Annotated in this window: 19 protein-coding genes and 1 pseudogene; 9 read left to right on the top strand and 11 right to left on the bottom strand. The window is 65.9% G+C overall.

Translation table 11 applies throughout. The annotated features are described in order from the left end of the window. Nucleotides 1–46: 46 nt before the first annotated feature. Nucleotides 47–1,422, bottom strand: a pseudogene (locus HZZ13_RS26390) (signal recognition particle protein). A gap of 434 nt (nt 1,423–1,856) precedes the next feature. Between HZZ13_RS26390 and HZZ13_RS26385 the strand changes: the two are divergent. After that, nucleotides 1,857–2,921 carry an MBL fold metallo-hydrolase gene (locus tag HZZ13_RS26385; RefSeq protein WP_197962421.1) on the top strand — a complete coding sequence of 355 codons (1,065 nt, stop codon included), beginning with the start codon at nt 1,857–1,859 and terminating at the stop codon, nt 2,919–2,921. A gap of 159 nt (nt 2,922–3,080) precedes the next feature. Here HZZ13_RS26385 and HZZ13_RS26380 read toward each other — a convergent pair whose 3' ends face one another. Further along, nucleotides 3,081–3,791, bottom strand: coding sequence for an SIMPL domain-containing protein (locus tag HZZ13_RS26380; protein WP_376707080.1), 711 nt, complete (start codon nt 3,789–3,791; stop codon nt 3,081–3,083). After that, nucleotides 3,788–4,555 (bottom strand): GyrI-like domain-containing protein, encoded by a 768-nt coding sequence (locus HZZ13_RS26375; RefSeq protein ID WP_197962419.1) that lies wholly within the window; start codon nt 4,553–4,555, stop codon nt 3,788–3,790. The genes HZZ13_RS26380 and HZZ13_RS26375 overlap by 4 nt, the downstream gene beginning before the upstream one ends. Nucleotides 4,556–4,801: 246 nt before the next feature. Here HZZ13_RS26375 and dapF point away from each other — a divergent pair, with 246 nt between their 5' ends. Both dapF and mtaB read left to right on the top strand, forming a co-directional pair. Then, nucleotides 4,802–5,677, top strand: a complete 876-nt coding sequence (gene dapF, locus HZZ13_RS26370; protein WP_197962418.1) for a diaminopimelate epimerase — start codon at nt 4,802–4,804, stop codon at nt 5,675–5,677. Next, a complete protein-coding gene (mtaB, locus tag HZZ13_RS26365; protein ID WP_197962417.1) occupies nt 5,677–6,930 on the top strand; it encodes a tRNA (N(6)-L-threonylcarbamoyladenosine(37)-C(2))-methylthiotransferase MtaB in 1,254 nt (417 codons plus the stop codon). Before dapF ends, mtaB begins: the two co-directional genes overlap by 1 nt. A 135-nt stretch (nt 6,931–7,065) precedes the next feature. On the opposite strand, the gene HZZ13_RS26360 is transcribed toward mtaB, so the two are convergent. Then, entirely contained in the window at nt 7,066–8,175 is a 1,110-nt protein-coding gene (locus HZZ13_RS26360; protein WP_197962416.1) for a DUF2336 domain-containing protein, read from the bottom strand. A 283-nt stretch (nt 8,176–8,458) separates the two neighbouring features. Then, nucleotides 8,459–9,160: an RluA family pseudouridine synthase gene (locus tag HZZ13_RS26355; RefSeq protein ID WP_197962415.1), complete on the bottom strand. Its 702-nt coding sequence runs from the start codon at nt 9,158–9,160 to the stop codon at nt 8,459–8,461. Nucleotides 9,161–9,217: 57 nt separating this feature from the next. Here HZZ13_RS26355 and ftsY point away from each other — a divergent pair, with 57 nt between their 5' ends. The 3 genes from ftsY (at nt 9,218) to HZZ13_RS26340 (ending at nt 12,271) form a co-directional block, all read left to right on the top strand. Next, nucleotides 9,218–10,162: a signal recognition particle-docking protein FtsY gene (ftsY, locus tag HZZ13_RS26350; protein WP_197962414.1), complete on the top strand. Its 945-nt coding sequence runs from the start codon at nt 9,218–9,220 to the stop codon at nt 10,160–10,162. A 122-nt stretch (nt 10,163–10,284) separates the two neighbouring features. Then, the gene (locus HZZ13_RS26345) at nt 10,285–10,887 is read left to right on the top strand and encodes a septation protein A (RefSeq protein WP_197962413.1); all 603 of its coding nucleotides are present in this window, start codon (nt 10,285–10,287) and stop codon (nt 10,885–10,887) included. 151 nt (nt 10,888–11,038) lie between these two features. Beyond that, nucleotides 11,039–12,271: a hypothetical protein gene (locus HZZ13_RS26340; RefSeq protein WP_197962412.1), complete on the top strand. Its 1,233-nt coding sequence runs from the start codon at nt 11,039–11,041 to the stop codon at nt 12,269–12,271. A gap of 33 nt (nt 12,272–12,304) precedes the next feature. Here the strand turns inward: HZZ13_RS26340 and HZZ13_RS26335 are convergent, their stop codons facing one another. The 5 genes from HZZ13_RS26335 to ccmA all read right to left on the bottom strand — a co-directional run bounded on the left by HZZ13_RS26335 (nt 12,305) and on the right by ccmA (nt 15,442). Beyond that, entirely contained in the window at nt 12,305–12,898 is a 594-nt protein-coding gene (locus HZZ13_RS26335; RefSeq protein ID WP_197962411.1) for a DsbE family thiol:disulfide interchange protein, read from the bottom strand. Further along, nucleotides 12,895–13,080 carry a heme exporter protein CcmD gene (ccmD, locus tag HZZ13_RS26330; RefSeq protein WP_197962410.1) on the bottom strand — a complete coding sequence of 62 codons (186 nt, stop codon included), beginning with the start codon at nt 13,078–13,080 and terminating at the stop codon, nt 12,895–12,897. Before ccmD ends, HZZ13_RS26335 begins: the two co-directional genes overlap by 4 nt. Next, on the bottom strand, nt 13,077–13,808 hold the full coding sequence (locus tag HZZ13_RS26325) for a heme ABC transporter permease (protein ID WP_197962409.1): 732 nt from the start codon (nt 13,806–13,808) through the stop codon (nt 13,077–13,079). Before HZZ13_RS26325 ends, ccmD begins: the two co-directional genes overlap by 4 nt. A gap of 91 nt (nt 13,809–13,899) precedes the next feature. After that, nucleotides 13,900–14,568 carry a heme exporter protein CcmB gene (ccmB, locus tag HZZ13_RS26320; RefSeq protein ID WP_172789706.1) on the bottom strand — a complete coding sequence of 223 codons (669 nt, stop codon included), beginning with the start codon at nt 14,566–14,568 and terminating at the stop codon, nt 13,900–13,902. A gap of 271 nt (nt 14,569–14,839) precedes the next feature. Then, nucleotides 14,840–15,442: a heme ABC exporter ATP-binding protein CcmA gene (gene ccmA, locus HZZ13_RS26315; RefSeq protein WP_197962570.1), complete on the bottom strand. Its 603-nt coding sequence runs from the start codon at nt 15,440–15,442 to the stop codon at nt 14,840–14,842. 241 nt (nt 15,443–15,683) lie between these two features. Here ccmA and acnA point away from each other — a divergent pair, with 241 nt between their 5' ends. From acnA to HZZ13_RS26300, 3 genes are all read left to right on the top strand, one after another. Then, complete coding sequence (gene acnA / locus HZZ13_RS26310; protein WP_197962408.1) at nt 15,684–18,404, top strand: aconitate hydratase AcnA; 2,721 nt, start codon at nt 15,684–15,686, stop codon at nt 18,402–18,404. Between the two features lie 231 nt (nt 18,405–18,635). Continuing rightward, complete coding sequence (locus tag HZZ13_RS26305) at nt 18,636–19,412, top strand: DUF1223 domain-containing protein (protein ID WP_197962407.1); 777 nt, start codon at nt 18,636–18,638, stop codon at nt 19,410–19,412. A 559-nt stretch (nt 19,413–19,971) separates the two neighbouring features. After that, the gene (locus HZZ13_RS26300; protein WP_197962406.1) at nt 19,972–20,334 is read left to right on the top strand and encodes a DUF2794 domain-containing protein; all 363 of its coding nucleotides are present in this window, start codon (nt 19,972–19,974) and stop codon (nt 20,332–20,334) included. A gap of 147 nt (nt 20,335–20,481) precedes the next feature. On the opposite strand, the gene HZZ13_RS26295 is transcribed toward HZZ13_RS26300, so the two are convergent. Further along, nucleotides 20,482–21,012 carry a GNAT family N-acetyltransferase gene (locus tag HZZ13_RS26295; RefSeq protein WP_197962405.1) on the bottom strand — a complete coding sequence of 177 codons (531 nt, stop codon included), beginning with the start codon at nt 21,010–21,012 and terminating at the stop codon, nt 20,482–20,484. Between the last annotated feature and the right edge of the window lie 180 nt (nt 21,013–21,192).

Below are 21,192 nucleotides of genomic sequence, written 5' to 3'. Positions count from 1 at the left end.
ATTTTCGCGCCGCGCGAGACCGATGCGACCCCTCGCGACGAATTCCTCATTTCTTCTTGCCTGGGAAACCGCCGAGGCCCGGCAGCGTCGGCTTGCCGCTCAGCCCGGTCAGACCAGGAAGGTTCGGCAGGCCGGTGCGAAGACCGGGCGGCAAGTCCTTCGGCAGATTCGGCAGGCCTTGTCCGCCGCCGCTCTGCATCTTCTCCTGCAGCGCCTTCATCTCTTCGGGCGAGGGCATCTTCATGCCGCCGCCAAATCCCATCGCCTGCGCGATGCCGGCGAGCGGGCCGCGCTTGCCCGAGCCCATGGCCTTCATCATGTCGGCCATGTTCCGGTGCATCTTCAAGAGCTTGTTGACGTGCTCGACGCTCTGGCCGCTGCCGGCCGCGATGCGTTTCTTGCGGCTCGCTTTCAAGAGGTCCGGATGACGCCGCTCCTCGCGCGTCATGGAATCGATGATCGCGACCTGGCGCTTGAGGATCTTGTCGTCGATGCCGGCTGCCGCGATCTGGTTCTTCATCTTGGAGATGCCGGGCATCATGCCCATCAGCCCGCTGATGCCGCCCATGCTCGACATCTGCAGCAGCTGCTCGCGCATGTCGTTGAGGTCGAACTGACCCTTGCGCATGCGCTCGGCGGTGCGCGCGGCCTTCTCGGCGTCGATATTGGCGGCGGCGCGCTCGACCAGCGAGACCACGTCGCCCATGCCGAGGATGCGGCCGGCGATACGATCGGGGTGGAAATCTTCCAGCGCGTCGGTCTTTTCGCCGGTGCCGATCAGCTTGATCGGCTTGCCGGTGACGGCGCGCATCGACAGCGCGGCACCGCCGCGGCCGTCGCCGTCAACTCGTGTGAGCACGATGCCGGTGAGGCCGACGCGCTGGTCGAACGAGCGCGCGAGGTTCACCGCGTCCTGGCCGGTGAGCGAGTCCGCAACCAGCAGCACTTCATGCGGATTGGCCGCGGCTTTGATCGCGGCCGCCTCCTCCATCATCTCTTCGTCGAGCGTGGTGCGGCCGGCGGCAGCACCTTGCGCTTGTCGCGCTGGACCAGGCGGCGGGCGAGCTTGGCGGTGGTGGTGGTCTTGCCGGAGCCCTGCAGGCCGACCATCATGATCGGCACCGGCGGCACAGCATTGACGTCGATGGTCTGGCCTTCGCTGCCGAGCGTGTTGACCAGCTCGTCATGGACGATCTTGACCACCATCTGGCCGGGCGTGACCGACTTGACGACGGTGGCGCCGATCGCCTGCTCGCGCACGCGCTCGGTGAAGCTGCGGACCACCTCGAGCGCGACGTCGGCCTCCAGCAGCGCGCGGCGCACCTCGCGCATCGCGGCGTCGACGTCCTTTTCGGTCAGCGCGCCGCGCCCCGTCAGACGATCGAGAATGCCACCAAGCCGTTCCGACAGATTGTCGAACAATGCCGTTGTCCTCTTCTACCTCTCCCCGCCTGCGGGGAGAGGTCGCCGCCCTCTTGGGCGGCAGGTGAGGGGGTACGGAACCGTCTACGCGCAGCCTGCGCGGAGAGAGCCCCTCACCCCGACCCTCTCCCCGCAAGAGCGGGGCGAGGGAGCAGAAAACCAAACACCTTTGCGCCCGAGGGCGCACAGCGCTGTCGGGCGTTGACCTCCGGCCTCCAGGGCCGGTCGGCGGGTCGAAAAGAAAGCCTTTCCGAGAAAGTGGCGGGGTTAAACGCCGCTCCCGCCCAAAAGTCAAGGAAAGTTAGGGTGCCGGCTCGCCCTTGGTAAGGCAAGGTTTTGAAAACGTGATCCTTTTGTCGCGGGTTCCTTTTCCGCCAGCCCCGCCCATATAGGCGGTGATGTCTTACCCCTCCGACCATCCCTAGAAGCCCCCCGTGCCGATCACCCGCCGCCGCGTTCTCGGATTGCTTGCCGGCGCCGGCGCGCTGGTCGGCGCGCCCTCCCTCTGGATGTCCTACATGAAAACCTACGACGGCCCGGTCTCCGATCATTTCGACGGCCTGACCTTCTTCGATCCCGATGGGTCGCCGCCGAAATCGCTGCGCGAGGTGCTGCGCTGGCAGTTCAGCGGCAAGCGGCGGCGGGCGACCTGGCCGGATTGGGCACCCAGCCCGCACGCCGACACCCCGCCGGCGCGTGTCGATGGCGACAAGGTGCGGCTCTCCTTCGTCGGCCATGCCAGCTGGCTGATCCAGGCCGGCGGCCTCAACATCCTGGTCGATCCGGTCTGGTCGGAGCGGGTCTCGCCGGTCGCCTTCGCCGGGCCGAAGCGGCACAACGACCCGGGCATCGCCTTCGAGAAGCTGCCGAAGATCGACGTCGTGCTGGTCTCGCATGGCCATTACGACCATCTCGACATCGCGACGCTGTCGCGGCTCACCAAGAATTTTAACCCGCGCGTGGTCACCCCGCTCGGCAACGACGTCACCATGCGCAGCACCGATCCCACCATCAAGGCGGAAGCGTTCGACTGGCACGATCGGGTCGAGCTCGGCGAAGGCGTCGCGGTGCATCTGGTGCCGACCCGGCACTGGACCGCGCGCGGCTTGTTCGACCGCAACAAGGCGCTGTGGGCGAGCTTTGTCCTGGAGACGCCGGCCGGGAAGATCTATGTGGTGTGCGATTCCGGCTACGGCGATGGCCGCCATTTCCGCCGCGTCGCCGAGAAGCACGGCAGGCTGCGCCTGGCGATTCTTCCCATCGGTGCCTACGAGCCGCGCTGGTTCATGCGCGACCAGCACATGAATCCGGAAGATGCGGTGAAGGCGCTGGCCGATTGCGGCGCGGAGCAAGCGCTCGGGCATCATCACTTCACGTTCCAGCTGACGGACGAAGCGATCGATGCGCCGGCGAAGGCGCTGGTCGAAGCGCTCGATGCGGCGAAGATCCCGCAGGAAAGATTCGTGGCGATGATGCCGGGGCAGGTCGTGGAGATTTAGCTCGCTCCGCGCGCGCCGCTCGTGCCCCGGACGCAGCGCAGCACGTCAGTGATGCGCTGCTGAGCCGGGGCCCATGTCGCAGCGCTGGACGGGTCAGCTTGCTGGGTCCCGGCTCTGCGCAGCGTCACTGCGTGCCGCAGCGCGTCCGGGACACGAGACTTATTGCGCGGCCTTGATCGCCCAGCTCACATTCACCGTCACCGTCAGCGTCTCCTCGCCGGGTGCGACAGCGGCCGGCGCCGCCATCGGTGCGGTCGCCATGCGCCCCTTGAACAGCGGCACGGGCGCACCGCCCTCGGTGACGCTGAGCGGCGCGCCGAGCGTGACGCCGGTGGCCTTGGCATAGATCTCCGCCTTGCGCCGCGCATCCGCCACCGCCTGCTCGCGCGCATCATCCAGCAGCTTTGACGCCTGGGTCACCTCGAACGAGATATTGCCGATGTCGTTGGCGCCGGCGGCAACCAGCGTGTCGATGATGCCGGCCACCTTGGTGACGTCGCGGATCTTCACGGTGACGCGGTTGCTCGCGCGGAAGCCGACCACCGGCGAGGCGCCGGTGGATTTGTTCTGGCCGTATTGCGGCTGCAGCGACAGCCGCGAGGTCTGGTAATCCTTCTCGGCGATGCCGGCGCCCTTCAGCGCCAGCAGCACCTTGCCCATCGCGGCGTTGTTGGCATCGGACGCTTCCTTCGCCGTCTTGGCGTCGCTGGCGACGCCGGCATCGATTTGCGCGAGATCGGGTGCCACGGAAATCATGGCCTCGCCGCTCACCGAGATCGCGGAGGGAAAATCGTCGGCGCGCGCGGGCGCGGCGAGCAGCGTGGTGGCGAGGACGGCGGCAAGCAGGGCAGGCTTTTTCATCAGTCTCATTTCAGCGGCACGTAAACATTGATCACGAGCTTGTCCTCGGCCGTCTTCAGGGGATCGGTGAGGTACTCCTCGATGAAGGTGTCCTTGGCTTCCAGCCTCTTGTCGTCGAGGTGGTTGGTGATCGCCTCATAGGTGTTGTCCATGTTGTCGTAGGAGCCGCGATGGACGAATTTCAGCGCCTTGCCTTCAGGCGATTTGCCGACGCTCATGTCCTTGGACAGGTTCTTCGGGTCCTGATCGACCGGGATCTCGGCAAGGAAGGTGAAGCCGGTATCGTCGGTCGAGGTGTAGACGATCATCGAATTGCCCGACGGCTTGATGCCCTGCTTGTCCAAGAGCGTGTTCAACGCCTTGAAGGCATCGATCAGCGTGTCGAAGGCGGAGTCCCAATTGGCGGTGCCCTTGACCATCACGACCTTCTTCGATTCGAGCGTGGTCTCGAGGCCGAAGGGATCGGCGGTCTGCACCGGGGCGGGCGTCGCGGCGGCCGCCGGGGGCGGGGCCGTCGGGCTGGGTGAAGCGCTGGCCGCGGGCGAAGGCGTTGCCGCAGAGGACGGCGAGGCGCTGGCCGCCGGCGACGGGCTCGCCGCCGGGGCTGGCGAAGCGCTTGCGGCCGGGGCGGGTGCTACCGATGGCGCCGGTGACGGGCTCGCGGAGGCCGCCGGTGCGGGGCTCGGCGTCTGCGCCAGAGCGCCTGACAGCCCAAGCGACAAGGTCGCAGCCGGGATCAGCGCGGCCAAAGCGAGGCGACGAAAACTGGTCATTCTGTTCTCCCCAAGGCCCCGCTTCATCGGGGCCTGAATACATCAAGGCCTTACCCACCAAGGCCTTAACCCGGCCGCGCGTCCCGGTCCGCGCGAACCGCGCCGTTCTAACACGCGAGCGCCGAATTCGTCCCATGACAGATGCGTCATGGCAGGCGCCTTGGCCGATGTCCCGGCCCGGGTGGCAAATCACTGGCCAAGCGGCCGAGGATCGCCATATAAGGCAGGCGAAATTCGGGAATTTTCATGAGCGCGCTGGCCAACCACGCATTTGCCAAGATGAACGGCATCGGCAACGAGATCGTCGTTGTCGACTTGCGCGATTCGACGGCCAAGGTCACGCCGGACGACGCCCGCGCCGTGGCGTCGGCGAACGGCGGCGTGGCTTACGACCAGCTCATGGTGCTCTCGAGGCCGAGGCTCGACGGCACCGAGGCCTTCATCAGCATCTACAACAATGACGGCTCGGAAGCCGGCGCCTGCGGCAATGGCATGCGCTGCGTCGTGCGCCGCATCTTCGAGAAGACCGGGCAGACCACCGCGACGTTCGAGACCGCCGCCGGCCTGCTCAATGCCTGGCAGGGTCCGGCGCCCGATCTCTACACCGTCGACATGGGCGCGCCAAAATTCGGCTGGCAGGACATTCCGCTGGCGGAAGAGTTTCGCGACACCCGCTACATCGAATTGCAGATCGGGCCGATCGACAATCCGATCCTGCATTCGCCCTCGGCGGTGAGCATGGGCAATCCGCACGCGGTGTTCTGGGTGGACGATGTTGACGCCTACGATCTTGGCCGCTTCGGTCCGCTCCTGGAAAACCATCCGATCTTCCCCGAGCGCGCCAACATCACGCTCGCTCACATCGTCGACCGCGAGCACATCACGATCCGCACCTGGGAGCGCGGCGCGGGCCTGACCATGGCGTGCGGGTCGGCGGCCTGTGCCACGGCCGTCGCCGCCGCGCGGCTGAAGCGCGCCGAGCGCAAGGTCGAGATCAAATTGCCCGGCGGCAAGCTCGGCATCGAATGGCGCGAGCGCGACGACCACGTGCTGATGACGGGCACGGCGACCTTCGAATATGAGGGCACCTTCGATCCGGCGCTGTTCGCGCCGGTCGCCTGATGGCCGTCGACATCGTCACCTTCGGCTGCCGCCTCAACGCCTTCGAGGCCGAGGTGATTCGCAGCAAAGCGGAAGCCGCGGGACTTTCCGACACAATCGTCATCAACAGCTGCGCCGTCACCAACGAGGCGGTGGCGCAGGCGCGCCAGTCGATCCGCAAGCTGAAGCGCGAGCGCCCCGAGGCGCGCATCGTCGTCACCGGCTGCGCGGCGCAGACGCAGGCTGCGATGTTCGCCGGCATGGCCGAGGTCGATCGAGTCGTCGGCAATGACGACAAGATGCGCGGCGAAGCGTGGCGGGACACGCGCGCCGCTTTCGATCTCGGCGCCAGCGAGAAGATCGCCGTCAGCGACATCATGGCGGTGAAGGAGATGGCGCCGCATCTCGCCAAAGGCTATGCGAGCGGCCTGCCGCGCGTGTTCGTGCAGGTGCAGAACGGCTGCGACCATCGCTGCACCTTCTGCATCATCCCGTTCGGCCGCGGCAATTCGCGCTCGGTGCCGATGGGCGCGGTGGTCGAGCAGGTGCGCACCCTGGTCGAACGCGGCCATGCCGAGGTCGTGCTGACCGGCGTCGATCTCACCAGCTATGGTACGGACCTGCCCGGCGCGCCCAAGCTCGGCATGCTGACGAAGCAGATCCTGCGCCATGTTCCGGACCTGAGGCGCCTGCGCATCTCCTCGATCGATTCGATCGAGGCGGATGACGACCTGCTCGATGCCATCGCTGAGGATGCGCGGCTGATGCCGCATCTGCATCTGTCGCTGCAGTCAGGCGACGACATGATCCTGAAGCGCATGAAGCGGCGGCATTCGCGGCAGGACGCGATCGCATTCTGCGCGCAGGTGCGCCGCCTGCGCCCCGATGTCGTCTTCGGCGCCGACATCATCGCGGGCTTTCCGACCGAGACCGAGGAGATGTTCTCGCGTTCGCTCGACCTCGTCGAGCAATGCGGCCTGACCTTCCTGCACGTCTTCCCCTATTCCCCGCGGCCGGGCACGCCGGCCGCACGGATGCCGCAGGTGGCCGGGCCTGAGATCAAGGCGCGCGCGAAGCGGCTGCGGGCTGCGGGGGAGGCGGCCTTGCGGCAGCGCCTGCAAGCCGAGATCGGTTCGATGCGCGAGGTGCTGATCGAGAGCGACGGGCAGGGCCGCACGGAGCATTATCTGCCGGTGGCGATTGCGGGCGAGCGGATCGGAAGCGTGGTGTCGCTGAGAATAGCCGGCAGCGATGGCGAGCGTCTGACCACATAATTGGTGTCGTCGCCCGGCTCGACCGGGCGACCCAGTACGCCGCGGCTTCTCGGTTCAATCTCCGTCGTCTCTGGAATACTGGATTGCCCGCTTTCGCGGGCAATGACAGCGGAATGTGTAATGAACAGCAAGCGCCTACAACGCCCTTACCTGCCAGAATCGCAGCGTCCGCTTGGCGTTCTCCGCCGTCATTCTCGCAAAATGCCCCTGTGCCCTCGCGATGTCCGCCGGCTTCATCGCGCCTGTCGCGAAACGGCATTCGAGCACGGCGATGGTCGTTTCCCAGCCAAGCTGGGCGGCCTTGCACGGCACCAGCAGGCCGTCCTCGCGGAGACTCTGCATCAGCGGACGAATCACCTCGATCGTCGACCCCGATAACGCTGCCAGCGCCGCCACCGTCTCCTCATAGCGCCGCTGTTTGGCGAAGCCGAGCAACGTCGCCTCGTTGAGCTGGCCGGTAGCCTTTAGGCCGGCAATGGCGCGCTTGGCACCTTCGAAATCGCGCACCGCCGACATTTCGCGCTCGGCGCCAATGGTGACGGCGGCGATCGCGCTCTGGATCTCCTCGAACAGATGCGGCGGGGCGCGCGACAACAGGCGGGTGCGCACGGCATCGGTCGCCGAGCGCAGCAACTGGCGGCGCAGCTCCGAGGGCAAATCGACGCGAACGCCGACGCTGACCGCGAGTTCCGGATCGCTTTCGGCCTGGCCGACGATGATGGCAAATCCTTTACCGGAGACGCGCGCGCCGGGATTGGCGGCCAGCCGCCGGCTGACGCTGGGATAGCGGCGCGCCAGCAGGGCGTCGGTGACGATCTCCTTCAGCCACCAGCGGCCGGCGACCGCGAGCAGATGCGGCTCACCCTTGCTTGAGGCGATCTTCACCAGCTCGCCGTCGTCGAGGCGCGCGGATTCCTGCAGCACGGGGCCGGCGATGCGGATCTCGTCATTGTTGGCGAGGCGACGGATCACCGACGGAGGCGCCTGCGCGATCGGCGCCAGCTGCGCGCTGATCTCGGCCAGCGCAATGCGCGCGGCCACATCGGCGATGGCGCGCAGCTCGATGGTGCCGATCAGGCGCTCGAGCACCTCGTCGAACAGCGCGATCTGCTCGTCGTCGAAATTGCCGGCGGAGGAGAGGAACAGCTCGGTGACGCGCCGGGCCGTCGCCAGACCCTTTTCCGGCGAGCCGATCCGAAGTGCGGATTCGACCTCGTCGATGATCGATAACCCGGCCTTGGTCATCACGCGCGGCTCGTCCTGAGCGGTTACGGAAGCTTTTTCTAAGCAACCGCTATCATTAGAGGCGAGCGCTGAAGGTTTGGTAAACCATGGCCGGGACGTGGTCGTTGCAGCGAGATGCCGCCGCGAATGCGGGTGCGCTCCCTCCCCCGCTTGCGGGGGACTTGCGGGGGAGGGGTGGGGAGAGGGTGTCTCCACAACGGGACATCCCCAAGAGGAGAAAGCCCTCTCCCGGCGCTTCGCGCAGACCTCTCCCGCACGCGGGAGAGGTTGAGCACCACCTCCGCTACTCCCCGCTCCACCCGCAGGCGCGGAGCTTCTCATGCATATGCGGCGGGGCCGGCGCTACCACGCGGACCGGCTCCTTGTTGCGGGAGATCGGCACCACGATCTCGCGCGAATGCAGGTGCAGGCGCGGTTCGCCGAAGCGCGGGCCGTTGCCGTAAATGTTATCGCCGTAGATCGGCCAGCCGCTCGCGGCCGCATGCACCCGCAATTGATGGGTCCGGCCGGTCACCGGTTCCATGGCGAGCCAGGTGAAACCGTCGCCCCGGCCCAACACCTTCCAGTTGGTGATGGCCTTCTGCCCTTCCAGATCCGGCTTCTGCCACCAGCCGCGTTCGGCATTGAGCCGGCCGAGCGGCATGTCGATGGTGCCTTCATCTTCGGCAGGGCCGCCTTCGACCACGGTCCAGTAGGTCTTGCCGATCTTGCCGTGCTTGAACAAAAGGCCCAGCGATGCCGTCGCCTTGCGGTGGCGGCCGAGAACGAGGCAGCCCGAGGTGTCCTTGTCCAGCCGGTGGGCCAGCACCGGCGGCCGCGGCAGGCCGAAACGCAACGCGTCGAAGGAATCCTCCAGATTGGGGCCGCCCTTGGGGCCGCGATGCACCGGCAGGCCGGCGGGCTTGTCGATGACCAGCATCAGCCCGTCGCGATGGAGCACGCGGCCTAAGATTTCATCGGATGTCAATTGGGGAACATCGAGCAATTGCAAGACTTTCGGTCAAGGCTTTCGTTTACGGGCCGGAACGGCTAACACGCCAGCATGAACGATACCACGTCAGATCCCCCCAAGCTGAGCTGGTGGCGCCGCCTGTCCAACGGGCTGAAGCGCACCTCGTCCTCGCTCGGGACCGCGGTCGCCGACCTCGTCACCAAGCGCAAGCTCGACCGCGCCATGCTCGACGATATCGAGGACGTGCTGCTGCGCGCCGATCTCGGCACGTCCGTCGCGGTGCGCATTGCCGACGCCGTCGGCGCCGGCCGCTACGACAAGGCGATCTCGGCGGACGAGGTCAAGGACGTCGTCGCCACCGAGGTCGAGAAGGTGCTGTCGCCGGTGGCAAAGCCGCTCGTGATCGATGCGGCCAAGAAGCCGTTCGTGATCCTCGTCGTCGGCGTCAACGGTTCCGGCAAGACCACCACCATCGGCAAGCTGTCGCAGAAATTCGCCTCCGAAGGCCGCAAGGTGATGCTGGCCGCCGGCGACACGTTTCGCGCCGCCGCCATCGAGCAGCTCAAGGTCTGGGGCGAGCGGACGAAGACGCCCGTCATCGCAGGCGCGCAAGGCTCGGATTCGGCGAGCCTTGCCTTCAACGCGCTCACCGCGGCAAAGGAGCAGGCCATCGACGTGCTGCTGATCGACACCGCGGGGCGCCTGCAGAACAAGGCCGAGCTGATGAACGAGCTCGAGAAGGTCGTGCGCGTGATCCGCAAGGTGGATGACACCGCGCCGCATGCGGTGCTGCTGGTGCTGGATGCCACCGTCGGCCAGAATGCGCTGTCCCAGGTCGAGGCCTTCCATCGCACCGCCGGGGTCACCGGCCTCGTGATGACCAAGCTCGACGGCACCGCGCGCGGCGGCATCCTGGTGGCGCTCGCGGAGAAGTTCAAGCTGCCGGTACACTTCATCGGCGTCGGCGAAGGCGTCGATGATCTCGCGCCCTTCACCGCGCGCGACTTCGCCCGCGCCATCGCCGGAATCGAATAGCGTCATCCTTCGAGACGCCGCTTGCGCGGCTCCTCAGGATGAGGTCGTGCCACACATGAGGTCCTCATCCTGAGGAGACCGCGAAGCGGTCGTCTCGAAGGATGGGAGAGACGGAAGAGAGAATGGACAAGACCCAGCCGCATCCGCTGTTCAAGCTCGCGACCGAGCTCGGTCCGCTGCTCGTGTTCTTCTTCGTCAACGCGAAGTTCAATCTGTTCGCCGCGACCGGCGCCTTCATGGTCGCGATCGTGGCGGCGATGGCGGCGTCCTACATGGTGACGCGCCACATCCCGATCATGGCGATCGTCACGGGCGTGATCGTGCTGGTGTTCGGCACGCTGACCCTGGTGCTGCACGACGAGACCTTCATCAAGGTCAAGCCGACCATCATCTACGGCCTGTTCGCCGCGATCCTCGGCGGCGGCCTGTTGTTCGGCCGCTCCTTCATCGCCGTGATGTTCGACCAGGTGTTCAACCTGACACCGCATGGCTGGCGTATCCTGACGCTGCGCTGGGCGCTGTTCTTCGCCGGCCTGGCCGTGCTGAACGAGATCATCTGGCGCACCCAGAGCACGGATTTCTGGGTGAACTTCAAGGTGTTCGGCGTGACGACGCTGACCATGATCTTCGCCGTCGCCCAGCTGCCGCTGACCAAGCGCTATCATCTCGCGCCGGTCTCGCTGGAGAGAAGCGAGGCCGAGGCGGGGGATGTGAGCAAGGGGTAGTTGCCGGGTTCAGGCCTGCGCCTGCCGGCGGCGACCGCCTCTATTCACGCCAACGTGCACTTGGTCCGGACCGGTTCCTTCATTGCTCCGTAACCGCAGGCCCAGATTATTCAGCGCTTTACCTTGCTGAAAGGTCGGGGGCGATAGCCTTATGAACAGAGAGGATGGCTCGCCGGAGGGCCCGGTGGTGAGCGCAAGACAGGACCAGACCGCTGAACACCTGATTCAGTATCTCCGGCAGCTCGCGCCGCAGGTCCGGCGCCGCCTGCTTGCCGAACTGGAACGGCTGCATCTCCTCGGCGAGGACATTCCGCATTCCGAGCCATTGATCGCGGCGCTGCGTGCCGAGTTTCGCAACACCGGCCAAAATCACTATCGCGTCGGAAATCCGTCACGCTACTTCTTCGAGCCACTCGAGCCGGTCCTGGTGGACAGCGCCCCGGAGCGCGCCAATAGCGGGCAGATCGCCCGTGGATCGCTCGCGCCGATCTGGAGCCTCGTGACGGAGCAATTGCTGCGCAGCATGGCCGCCGACTACATCGCCAATGCGACCAAGGTCATCTCTGCCGACAAGCAGGCCGAGGCGCGGCAGATGGCCCAAGCCTTCCAGAAGAAGGTCCTGACCTCGCTCAACGGCCAGCTCGGGTCCGCCGAGGGCGCAGCCCGCATTCGCGATGGGCTGATGGCCTATACCAGCTCGCATGCGACGTTCGACGACCTCAAGAAGATGCTGCGCTACCTCGACATGCAGCGGGAGCTCGACGATTTCGGCCGTGCGCTCGCACCGAAGATCGCCCGGCTCGAGGGCGTCAGCCTCGACAAGGTTCTCGGCCAATTGAGCACGCTAAGGGCCAAGCGTGCCGATGCCCTTCCGTTCGCGCTCACGATCCTGGCAAAGCATCTTGAAACTCCCTGGGAGCTGCTGTCCGTCGCGATCGCTCCGACCGACGACCGGGCTGCGGCGCGGATCGCGGCGGGCCCATTCGCGATTGCGGTGTCGATGGTGCTCGATCAGATCGAGGAGAACCATCACCTCTTGCTGTTTGCGCTCAGGAACAACCGTCCGGTGCGCGCCAAGGAGATCGTTGGCGAGATCTACCGGATCGAGCAGGCGCTGAGAACGCAGATCGAGCTCAAAGGGTCGGGCTGGGCGCGGCGCCTGGATGACCTGATGGCGCAAGTCCACGCCACCGTCGCCTCGGAGATCAGCAGCATTCCCGGCGATCATCGCCACTTGACGCACATTCTGGAATCGCCGCGGCTGCGCCCGGACGATTCCTTCGGCCACAAGGTCGGCCACATGTTCGGGAAAGGCTGGGATGTCGTCGCCGGCTTGCTCGCGGGCCACACCGACACGACCAATCGCCGCGACGGCGCTTCGTGAATTCGCGCCGTGGCGCGGCTCGTGCGCAGCAGGTCAGCTTCCCGCCTTCAGCGCCTTCTCCAGCTCCGGTATCAGCACGGCCTTGAGATTTTGCGGCGTGATCGGCCCGACCAGCTTGTAGACAATGGTGCCCTCGCGCCCGACGACGAACGTCTCCGGCACGCCGTAGACGCCCCATTCGATCGAGGCGCGGCCGTTGGCGTCCACGCCGACGTGGCCGAACGGGTTGCCGTAGCGGCCGAGGAAGCGCCGCGCATTGTCGGCGGCATCCTTGTAGTTGATGCCGACCAGTTGGAAGCGTTTGTCCCTGGCGAGCTCGGTCAGCAGCGGCGCTTCGTCGTGGCACGGCACGCACCATGACGCCCAGACGTTGACCAGGCTGACCTGGCCCTTGAACGCGGCCGGATCGAGTCCCGGCACCTGCGTGCCGTTGTCATGCAACCCCTCGAGCGGCGGCAGCACGGTCTGCGGTGCGGGCCGCCCGATCAGCGCCGAGGGAATCCGCGAGGGATCGCCGCTGCCGAGCCGGAACCAGAACAGAAGCGCAAGGCCGATGAAGGCGATCAGCGGCAGCACCATCAGGAAGGTGCGGCGCTGCGGCGGAGCGGGAGCAGGTTGATCGCTCATCGCGGCTCCGTCGCGCTGCGGCCCGACCGGCGGGTGATGCCGCGCTGCTCCAGCTCGCGCAGGCGCTGCGTCTGGCTGCGATAATCGAGCATGACCCAGCCGATCAGGATCGCGACCACGAGGGCGGCAGCTGCGTAAGACGCCACGATGAAGGAGGCGTAAGGACCGAGCGACATCGTCATGCAGCCTTCTGGCTCGCCTGCGTCATCTGCAGCGAGCGGACACGGCGGCGCAAAATCTCGTTGCGCATCGCGGCCAGGTGCAGCGTGACGAACAGCAGCGTGAAGGCGACCGCCATCACCAGCAGCGGAATCAGGAACGACTTGTCCAGCGCCGAGCCGCCCATGCGCATCACCGAGGCGGGCTGGTGCAGCGTGTTCCACCAGTCGACGGAGAACTTGATGATCGGCAGGTTGATCGCGCCGACCAGGGTCAGCACCGCGGCGGCGCGCGCCGCGCGCGAGGGATCGTCGACCGCGCGCCACAGCGCCATCAGGCCGAGATACATCAGGAACAGGATCAGCACCGAGGTCAGCCGCGCGTCCCATTCCCAATAGGTGCCCCACATCGGCCGGCCCCACAGCGAGCCCGTGAGCAGCGCGAGGAAGGTGAAGGCGGCGCCGATCGGAGCTGCGGCCTTGGCGGCGACGTCGGCGAGCGGATGCCGCCACACCAGCGTGCCCAAGGATGCGATGCTCATCACGCCCCACACGAACATCGAGAGCCAGGCATTGGGCACGTGGATGAACATGATCTTGACGGTGGCGCCCTGCTGATAGTCGTCCGGCGCGGAGGCGGATTGATAAAGGCCGATCGTGAGCAGGATGATTGTCGCGGCCGCCAGCCACGGCAACACCCGCGCTGTCAGCGCGAGGAACCGCGTGGGGTTGGCGAGGTCGATCAGCGTCATGGTATCGTGATAATCACCGGGAGCCGCTCAGGCAATCAGCACGAAAGTCCGTTGCGAAAGTTGATCGGGGTCAAGATCGGTCGAGGCCATCTCAATCGAGACCATGCCGCAGGCTCGCCGCCGCCGCGAACGGGCCGATCACGAGGCTGACCAGCGAGAGCGCGCACAGGATCGAAAACGGCGCGCCGAACGTCATCGGGCCGACAATCACCGCCTGCGAGGCCGCAACGCCGAAAATCAGCACAGGAATCGACAGCGGCAGCACGAGGACGGCCATCAACAGCCCGCCGCGATGCAGCGTCACCGCCAGCGCCGCCCCGATCATGCCGGTGAAGGTCAGCGCCGGGGTGCCCGCCAGCAGCGTCAGCGCCACCGCCGCGGTGGCGACCATATCGAGGTTGAGCAACAGGCCGAGCACGGGGGTTGCGACAATCAGCGGCAGGCCGGCGGCGAGCCAATGCGCCAGCGCCTTGGCGGCGCAGGCCAGTTCCAGCGGCGTCCGGCTCATCGTGATCAGGTCGAGCGAGCCGTCTTCATGGTCGGCCATGAACAGCCGGTCGAGAGTCAGCAGGCTCGCCAGCAGGGCGCCGAGCCAGAGAATGGCCGGGCCCAGCCGCGACAGCAGCGCCAGATCCGGCCCGACCGCGAACGGCATCAGCACCACCACGGTCAGGAAGAACAAGACGCCAATCAACGCCCCGCCGCCAACGCGGAGCGCGATCCGGATGTCCCGGCGGATGAGGGCGGCGAGGGCGGTCATGGGGGGCTTCCGGCGGTTGGGAAAACGTTCGCCGCCGGCCACAGGCACACTGCACTCCCTCCCCCCTTGTGGGGGAGGGCAGGGGAGGGGGGTAGCCCCGGGCGAGATGCCCGCTGGGCGCGAGCCTCCACCAACAGAGCACCCGCTGCTCGAACGTCAGAGCCGAGAAGCCGCGTCGTGTGGCACCCCCCTCCCTGACCCTCCCCCGCAAGGGGGGAGGGAACGGTGAGAGCAGGGCCTAGCCGCTCGGAAAGCTGAGGGTGCATCGGAATCACACCACACCCCCGATCCGCAGCTCCCGCGATTCGATCCCGAGCGGGGCATGCGTCGCCGCGACGATCATGCCGCCGGCAGCCAGATGCTCGCGCATCAGGCCGCCGAACATGTCCTGGCCGGCCACGTCCAGCGCGTTGGTCGGCTCGTCCAGGAGCCAGACTGGGCGGCGGACGGTCAGCAGCCGGGCCAGCGAGAGCCGGCGGCGCTGGCCGGCCGACAGGAATCCGGCGGGCAGATGGATGGCGTGGTCGAGGCCCACCTTGGCGAGGCTCTCAGCCGCATCAAAACGCTCGCCGCCGAGAAAATCAGCCCAAAACGTCAGGTTTTCGGCCACGCTCAGCGCCGGCTTCAGGGCATCGCGATGGCCGAGATAGTGGCACTGCTCGGGCAGCGTCAACTCGGCGTCGCCCCCCTCCAGCGCGATCGTCCCGCCGGCGGGAACGAGCAGGCCGGCGATCAGCCGCAGCAGCGAGGTCTTGCCCGATCCATTGCGGCCGACGACCGCGACCGTCTCGCCCGAGCCGGCCGCGAAATCGAGCCCGGCGAACACCTCGCGGCCGCCCCGCACGCATCTCAGCCCCTGCCCGGACAGCCGCATCTCGCCTTTGTTCGGTCCGCTCACAGCCAGGCCTCAGGAAATCTTGGGGTAGCGCATGGGAATTTTTGGCTCGCGGATTGCTGCGGCACGATAGTGGCTGTGGCGGCGCGGTTAGAAAGCTTCTATAAGCCCGGAACTACTTGATGCAGCAACTCAACCTGCCCCTGCAAGCGGCCCAGCCTGATACGCTGAAGGTGTTAAAATACCCTGCCGGGTATAACTAACAATTGGGATCTCCTACATGACCTCGCTCGACAGCTTCAAATGCAAAAAGACCCTCAAGGTCGGCGCCAAAACCTATGTCTATTACAGCCTGCCTACCGCCGAGAAGAATGGTCTGAAGGGAATTTCGAAACTTCCCTATTCGATGAAGGTCCTGCTCGAGAATTTGCTGCGCAACGAGGACGGCCGCTCGGTCAAGAAGGACGACATCGTCGCGGTGTCGAAATGGCTGCGCAAGAAGTCGCTGGAGCATGAGATCGCCTTCCGCCCGGCGCGCGTCTTGATGCAGGACTTCACTGGCGTGCCGGCGGTGGTCGACCTCGCCGCGATGCGCAACGCGATGCAGAAGCTCGGCGGCGATGCTGAGAAGATCAATCCGCTGGTGCCCGTCGACCTCGTCATCGATCATTCCGTGATCGTGAACTTCTTCGGCGACAACAAGGCTTTCGGCAAGAACGTCACCGAGGAATACAAGCAGAACCAGGAGCGCTACGAGTTCCTGAAGTGGGGCCAGAAGGCGTTCTCGAACTTCTCCGTTGTGCCGCCCGGCACCGGCATCTGCCACCAGGTCAATCTCGAATATCTGGCCCAGACCGTCTGGACCAAGAAGGAGAAGATGACGGTCGGCAAGAAGACCGGCACGTTCGAGGTGGCCTATCCCGATTCGCTGGTCGGCACCGACTCGCACACCACCATGGTCAATGGTCTTGCCGTGCTCGGCTGGGGCGTCGGCGGCATCGAGGCGGAAGCCTGCATGCTCGGCCAGCCGCTGTCGATGCTGCTGCCCAACGTCGTCGGCTTCAAGCTGAAGGGCGCGCTGAAGGAAGGCGTCACCGCGACCGACCTCGTGCTGACCGTGACGCAGATGCTGCGCAAGCTAGGCGTCGTAGGCAAGTTCGTCGAGTTCTTCGGCCCCGGCCTCGACCACCTCTCGGTCGCCGACAAGGCGACCATCGCCAACATGGCGCCCGAATACGGCGCGACCTGCGGCTTCTTCCCGGTCGATGCCGCCGCGCTCGATTATCTCAAGACCTCCGGCCGTGCCTCGGCCCGCGTTGCGCTGGTGCAGGCCTATGCCAAGGCGCAGGGCCTGTTCCGCACCGCCAAGTCGCCCGATCCGGTGTTCACGGAGACGCTGACCCTCGACCTCGGCGACGTCGTGCCGTCGATGGCCGGTCCGAAGCGTCCCGAAGGCCGCATCGCGCTGCCGACCGTTGCGGACGGTTTCTCGCTCGCGCTCGCCAGCGAGTACAAGAAGGCCGAGGAGCCGGCCAAGCGCTTTTCCGTCGAAGGCAAGAACTTCGACATCGGCCATGGCGACGTCGTGATCGCCGCGATCACCTCCTGCACCAACACCTCGAACCCGAGCGTCCTGATCGGCGCCGGCCTGCTCGCGCGCAATGCGGCTGCGAAGGGCCTCAAGGCCAAGCCGTGGGTGAAGACCTCGCTCGCCCCCGGCAGCCAGGTGGTCGCGGAATATCTCGCCAATTCCGGTCTGCAGCCCGATCTCGATAAGGTCGGATTCAACCTGGTCGGCTTCGGCTGCACCACCTGCATCGGCAATTCCGGTCCGCTGCCGGAGGAGATCTCGAAGGCGATCAACGACAACGGCATCGTTGCGGCCGCCGTGCTCTCCGGCAACCGCAATTTCGAAGGCCGCGTCTCGCCGGACGTGCAGGCGAACTACCTGGCCTCGCCGCCGCTCGTCGTCGCCTACGCGCTCGCGGGCAGCGTCACCAAGAACCTCGCCACCGAGCCGCTCGGCGAGGGTAAGGACGGCAAGCCGGTGTACCTGAAGGACATCTGGCCGACGACCAAGGAGATCAACGCCTTCATGAAGAAGTTCGTGACCGCGTCGATCTTCAAGAAGAAGTATGCCGACGTGTTCAAGGGCGACACCAACTGGCGCAAGATCAAGACGGTCGAGAGCGAGACCTATCGCTGGAACATGTCCTCGACCTATGTGCAGAACCCGCCTTACTTCGAAGGCATGAAGAAGGAGCCGGAGCCGGTCACCGACATCGTCGAGGCGCGCATCCTCGCCATGTTCGGCGACAAGATCACCACCGACCACATCTCGCCGGCCGGCTCGATCAAGCTCACCTCGCCCGCCGGCAAATATCTCAGCGAGCACCAGGTGCGCCCCGCCGACTTCAACCAGTACGGCACGCGCCGCGGCAACCATGAAGTCATGATGCGCGGCACCTTCGCCAACATCCGCATCAAGAACTTCATGCTGAGGGGCGCGGACGGAAACATCCCCGAGGGCGGTCTGACCAAGCACTGGCCCGACGGCGAGCAGATGTCGATCTACGACGCCGCGATGAAGTACCAGGAAGAGAAGGTGCCGCTGGTGGTGTTCGCCGGTGCCGAGTACGGCAACGGCTCCTCGCGCGACTGGGCCGCCAAGGGCACGCGCCTGCTCGGCGTGCGCGCCGTGATCTGCCAGAGCTTCGAGCGCATCCACCGCTCCAACCTGGTCGGCATGGGCGTGCTGCCGCTGACCTTCGAGGAAGGCACCTCCTGGCAGTCGCTGGGGCTGAAGGGTGACGAGAAGGTGACCATCCGCGGCCTCGTCGGCGACCTCAAGCCGCGCCAGAAGCTGACCGCGGAGATCGTCTCCGGCGACGGTTCGCTGCAGCGCGTTTCGCTGCTCTGCCGCATCGATACGCTGGACGAGCTCGACTACTACCGCAACGGCGGCATCCTGCACTACGTGCTGCGCAAGCTCGCGGCGTAAGCGCGGATTTGTGAACGATGGCTCACTGCGAAGTGAGTAGAAGCCTTAACGAAGGCGGCCTATCAAAGGCCGCCTTCGCGCGTTTGCGGTACGCTTCAGATGGGCCCGCCCGGCGGAAAACCTCCCCTTGGACGGTGGCCCGGATGGATGAATGTACCGCGCCCCGTAAGACTACGGTGACCATCCGGCGATAAGATTTCCCTCCAACAGCAACGGTGTGCGGCGTTCGACATGACGACAATGACGGCTTCCCATCTGATTCCACGTTGGTCCGGTGCTCTCTGGTCGGGAGCTCTCGGCATATGTGCAATCATCGCCGTCATTCGTCCTGCAGAGGCCGATCCCCGCGCCGTCGTCGAATTGTTCACCTCGCAGGGCTGCTCCTCCTGCCCGCCCGCCGACCAGATCATCGGCGATCTCTCCAAGGATCCCTCCGTCATCGCCCTGAGCATGCCGATCGATTATTGGGATTATCTCGGCTGGAAGGACACGCTGGCGGATTCGCGCTTCTCTGCACGGCAGCGGGCCTATTCGCGCATGCGCGGCGACCGCGAGGTCTACACGCCGCAGGTCGTGGTCAACGGCTCCACGCATGTCATCGGCAGCGATCGCGCCGGCATCGAGAACGCGATCGGTAGGACCGACAAGGGCTCCGGCGTGATGAGCGTGCCGGTCACGATGTCGCTCTCGGGCAAGCAGATCAGCGTCTCGGTCGCCGAAAGCAAGGAGCCCACGGTCTCGCACGGCGAGGTCTGGATCTGCTCGATCGCCAAGTCGGTGCCGATCGCGATCACCCGCGGCGAGAACCGCGGACAGCAGGTCACCTATCACAACGTGGTGCGCAACCTGCTCAAGGTCGGCGACTGGACCGGCCGTCCGGAAAGCTGGACGGTGCCGATCGAGAACCTCACGCGCGACGGTGTCGACGGCGCGGTGGTCTACGTCCAGGACGGCAGCCGCGAGCGACCGGGCCCGATGCTGGGCGCGGCGTACACGTCGCTGCATTGAAGTAGGTGCACGGCATTTCCGCAAAGTTGGTCTTCGTCATTCCGGGGCGCGCGAAGCGCGAGCTATGGTGCGCAATTGCGCACCTGAGAACCCAATGATCCAGTTTCTCGGATGAGAGATGGATTCCGGGGTCGCGCCAAGAGGCGCCCCCCGGAATGACGGCCGTGCCGAAAACATCCCGACACAAACAAAAAAGGACCAACTTGCGTTGGCCCTCCTTGTCGTGCGTACAGACCCGATCCTGTTCGACCCCGGGGGGCTGGGGGCTGAGGAATCCGGAACCGAAAGGACCGGGTCAACGCACGTCTGTCTTTTCGCAATGCAGGGCGGCGGGCGGTTGGCGGAAAAGCGGCGATACTATGATTCCTGCTAACGATCCCGTGACGGTTTGCCGCGACGGAGTTCCACCCTTGCGTGTGCCCCGACGCGGTGCCGATTCGATGGGTTGAGCCTCTTGCGATGCGCAACGGTTGGCGCAATCATGCAATTGTCATGAACGCGGTTCCGGGGACGGTCTTCGCGGACGCGGGTCATAGCGTGCGATGAGGAGGCGCTTCCCATGAGTCTGGCGTCGGAGGATACCGACCCGAGCGAGCAGCGCGCGGCGGCGCGTCCCGCCGCGGCGCCGAACCGGGTAACGTTCAACCGGCTCGAGCTGCACCGGATTCTCAATCTCTACGGCCGCATGGTCGCCGACGGCGAGTGGCGCGACTATGCAATCGACTTCCTGAAGGACCGCGCTGTGTTCTCGGTCTATCGCCGCGCCTCGGAAGTGCCGATCTATCGCATCGAGAAGGATCCGCGCCTCGCGCGCAAGCAGGGCATGTACAGCGTGATCTCGGCGACCGGCCTGATCCTGCGCCGCGGCCACGAGCTCGAGCGGGTGCTGCTGGTGATCGATCGGAAGTTGGCGGTGGTGTAGACGAACCATCGGTGGTCATTCCGGGGCGCGACGAAGTCGCGAGCTATGGTGCGCAATTGCGCACCTGAGAATCCATCCCTCCACCGCCCGTGCCGTTCAATGGATTCCGGGCTCGATGCTGCGCATCGCCCCGGAATGACGGATGACCTACGTCCCCGGCACCGTGCGCGCGCCCTCGCCGAGGTCGCGTTGCATCATCACGGTGTCCAGCCAGCGGCCGAATTTCAGGCCGACATTGGGATGCGTGCCAATCATCTTGAAGCCGCACCTTGTGTGCACGCCGATCGATCCGGCATTGGCGGAATCGCCGATCACCGCGATCATCTGGCGGAAGCCGCGCGCCTCGCATTCGGCGATCAGCCGTTCCAGCAGCTTCGAGCCGACGCCGCGGCGGTGGAAGGAGGGATCGAGATAGATCGAGTTCTCCACCGTGAAGCGGTAGGCCGGACGCGGCCGGTAGGCGCCGGCATAGGCATAGCCGGCCACGCGCCCGTCCAGCATGGCGACGAAATAGGGGTAGCCGCCGTCGATCAGCGCGCGATAGCGGCGCGTCATCTCCGAAAGGTCGGGCGGCTCCAGCTCGAATGTCGCCGTGCCCTCGCGGACGGCCTGCTGGTAGATGGCGGTGATGGCGGGAAGGTCGGCCTCGGTGGTGGGCCTGATATCGGGTGCGGACATGGGGGAAGATTAGAATCTTCGCGCGGTCGCTGGAAGGGGTCCGCCGCCTCCACCCCCGTCATTGCGAGCGCAGCGAAGCAATCCAGAGATGCATCCGCGGAGGGACTCTGGATTGCTTCGTCGCAAGGGCTCCTCGCAATGACGAGGAGAGGCCACGGGCCCAAACAAAAACCCCGGCCT

This window comes from Bradyrhizobium agreste (assembly GCF_016031625.1).
Lineage (GTDB): Bacteria > Pseudomonadota > Alphaproteobacteria > Rhizobiales > Xanthobacteraceae > Bradyrhizobium > Bradyrhizobium agreste.
This window is presented reverse-complemented; position numbering and strand designations above follow the sequence as displayed.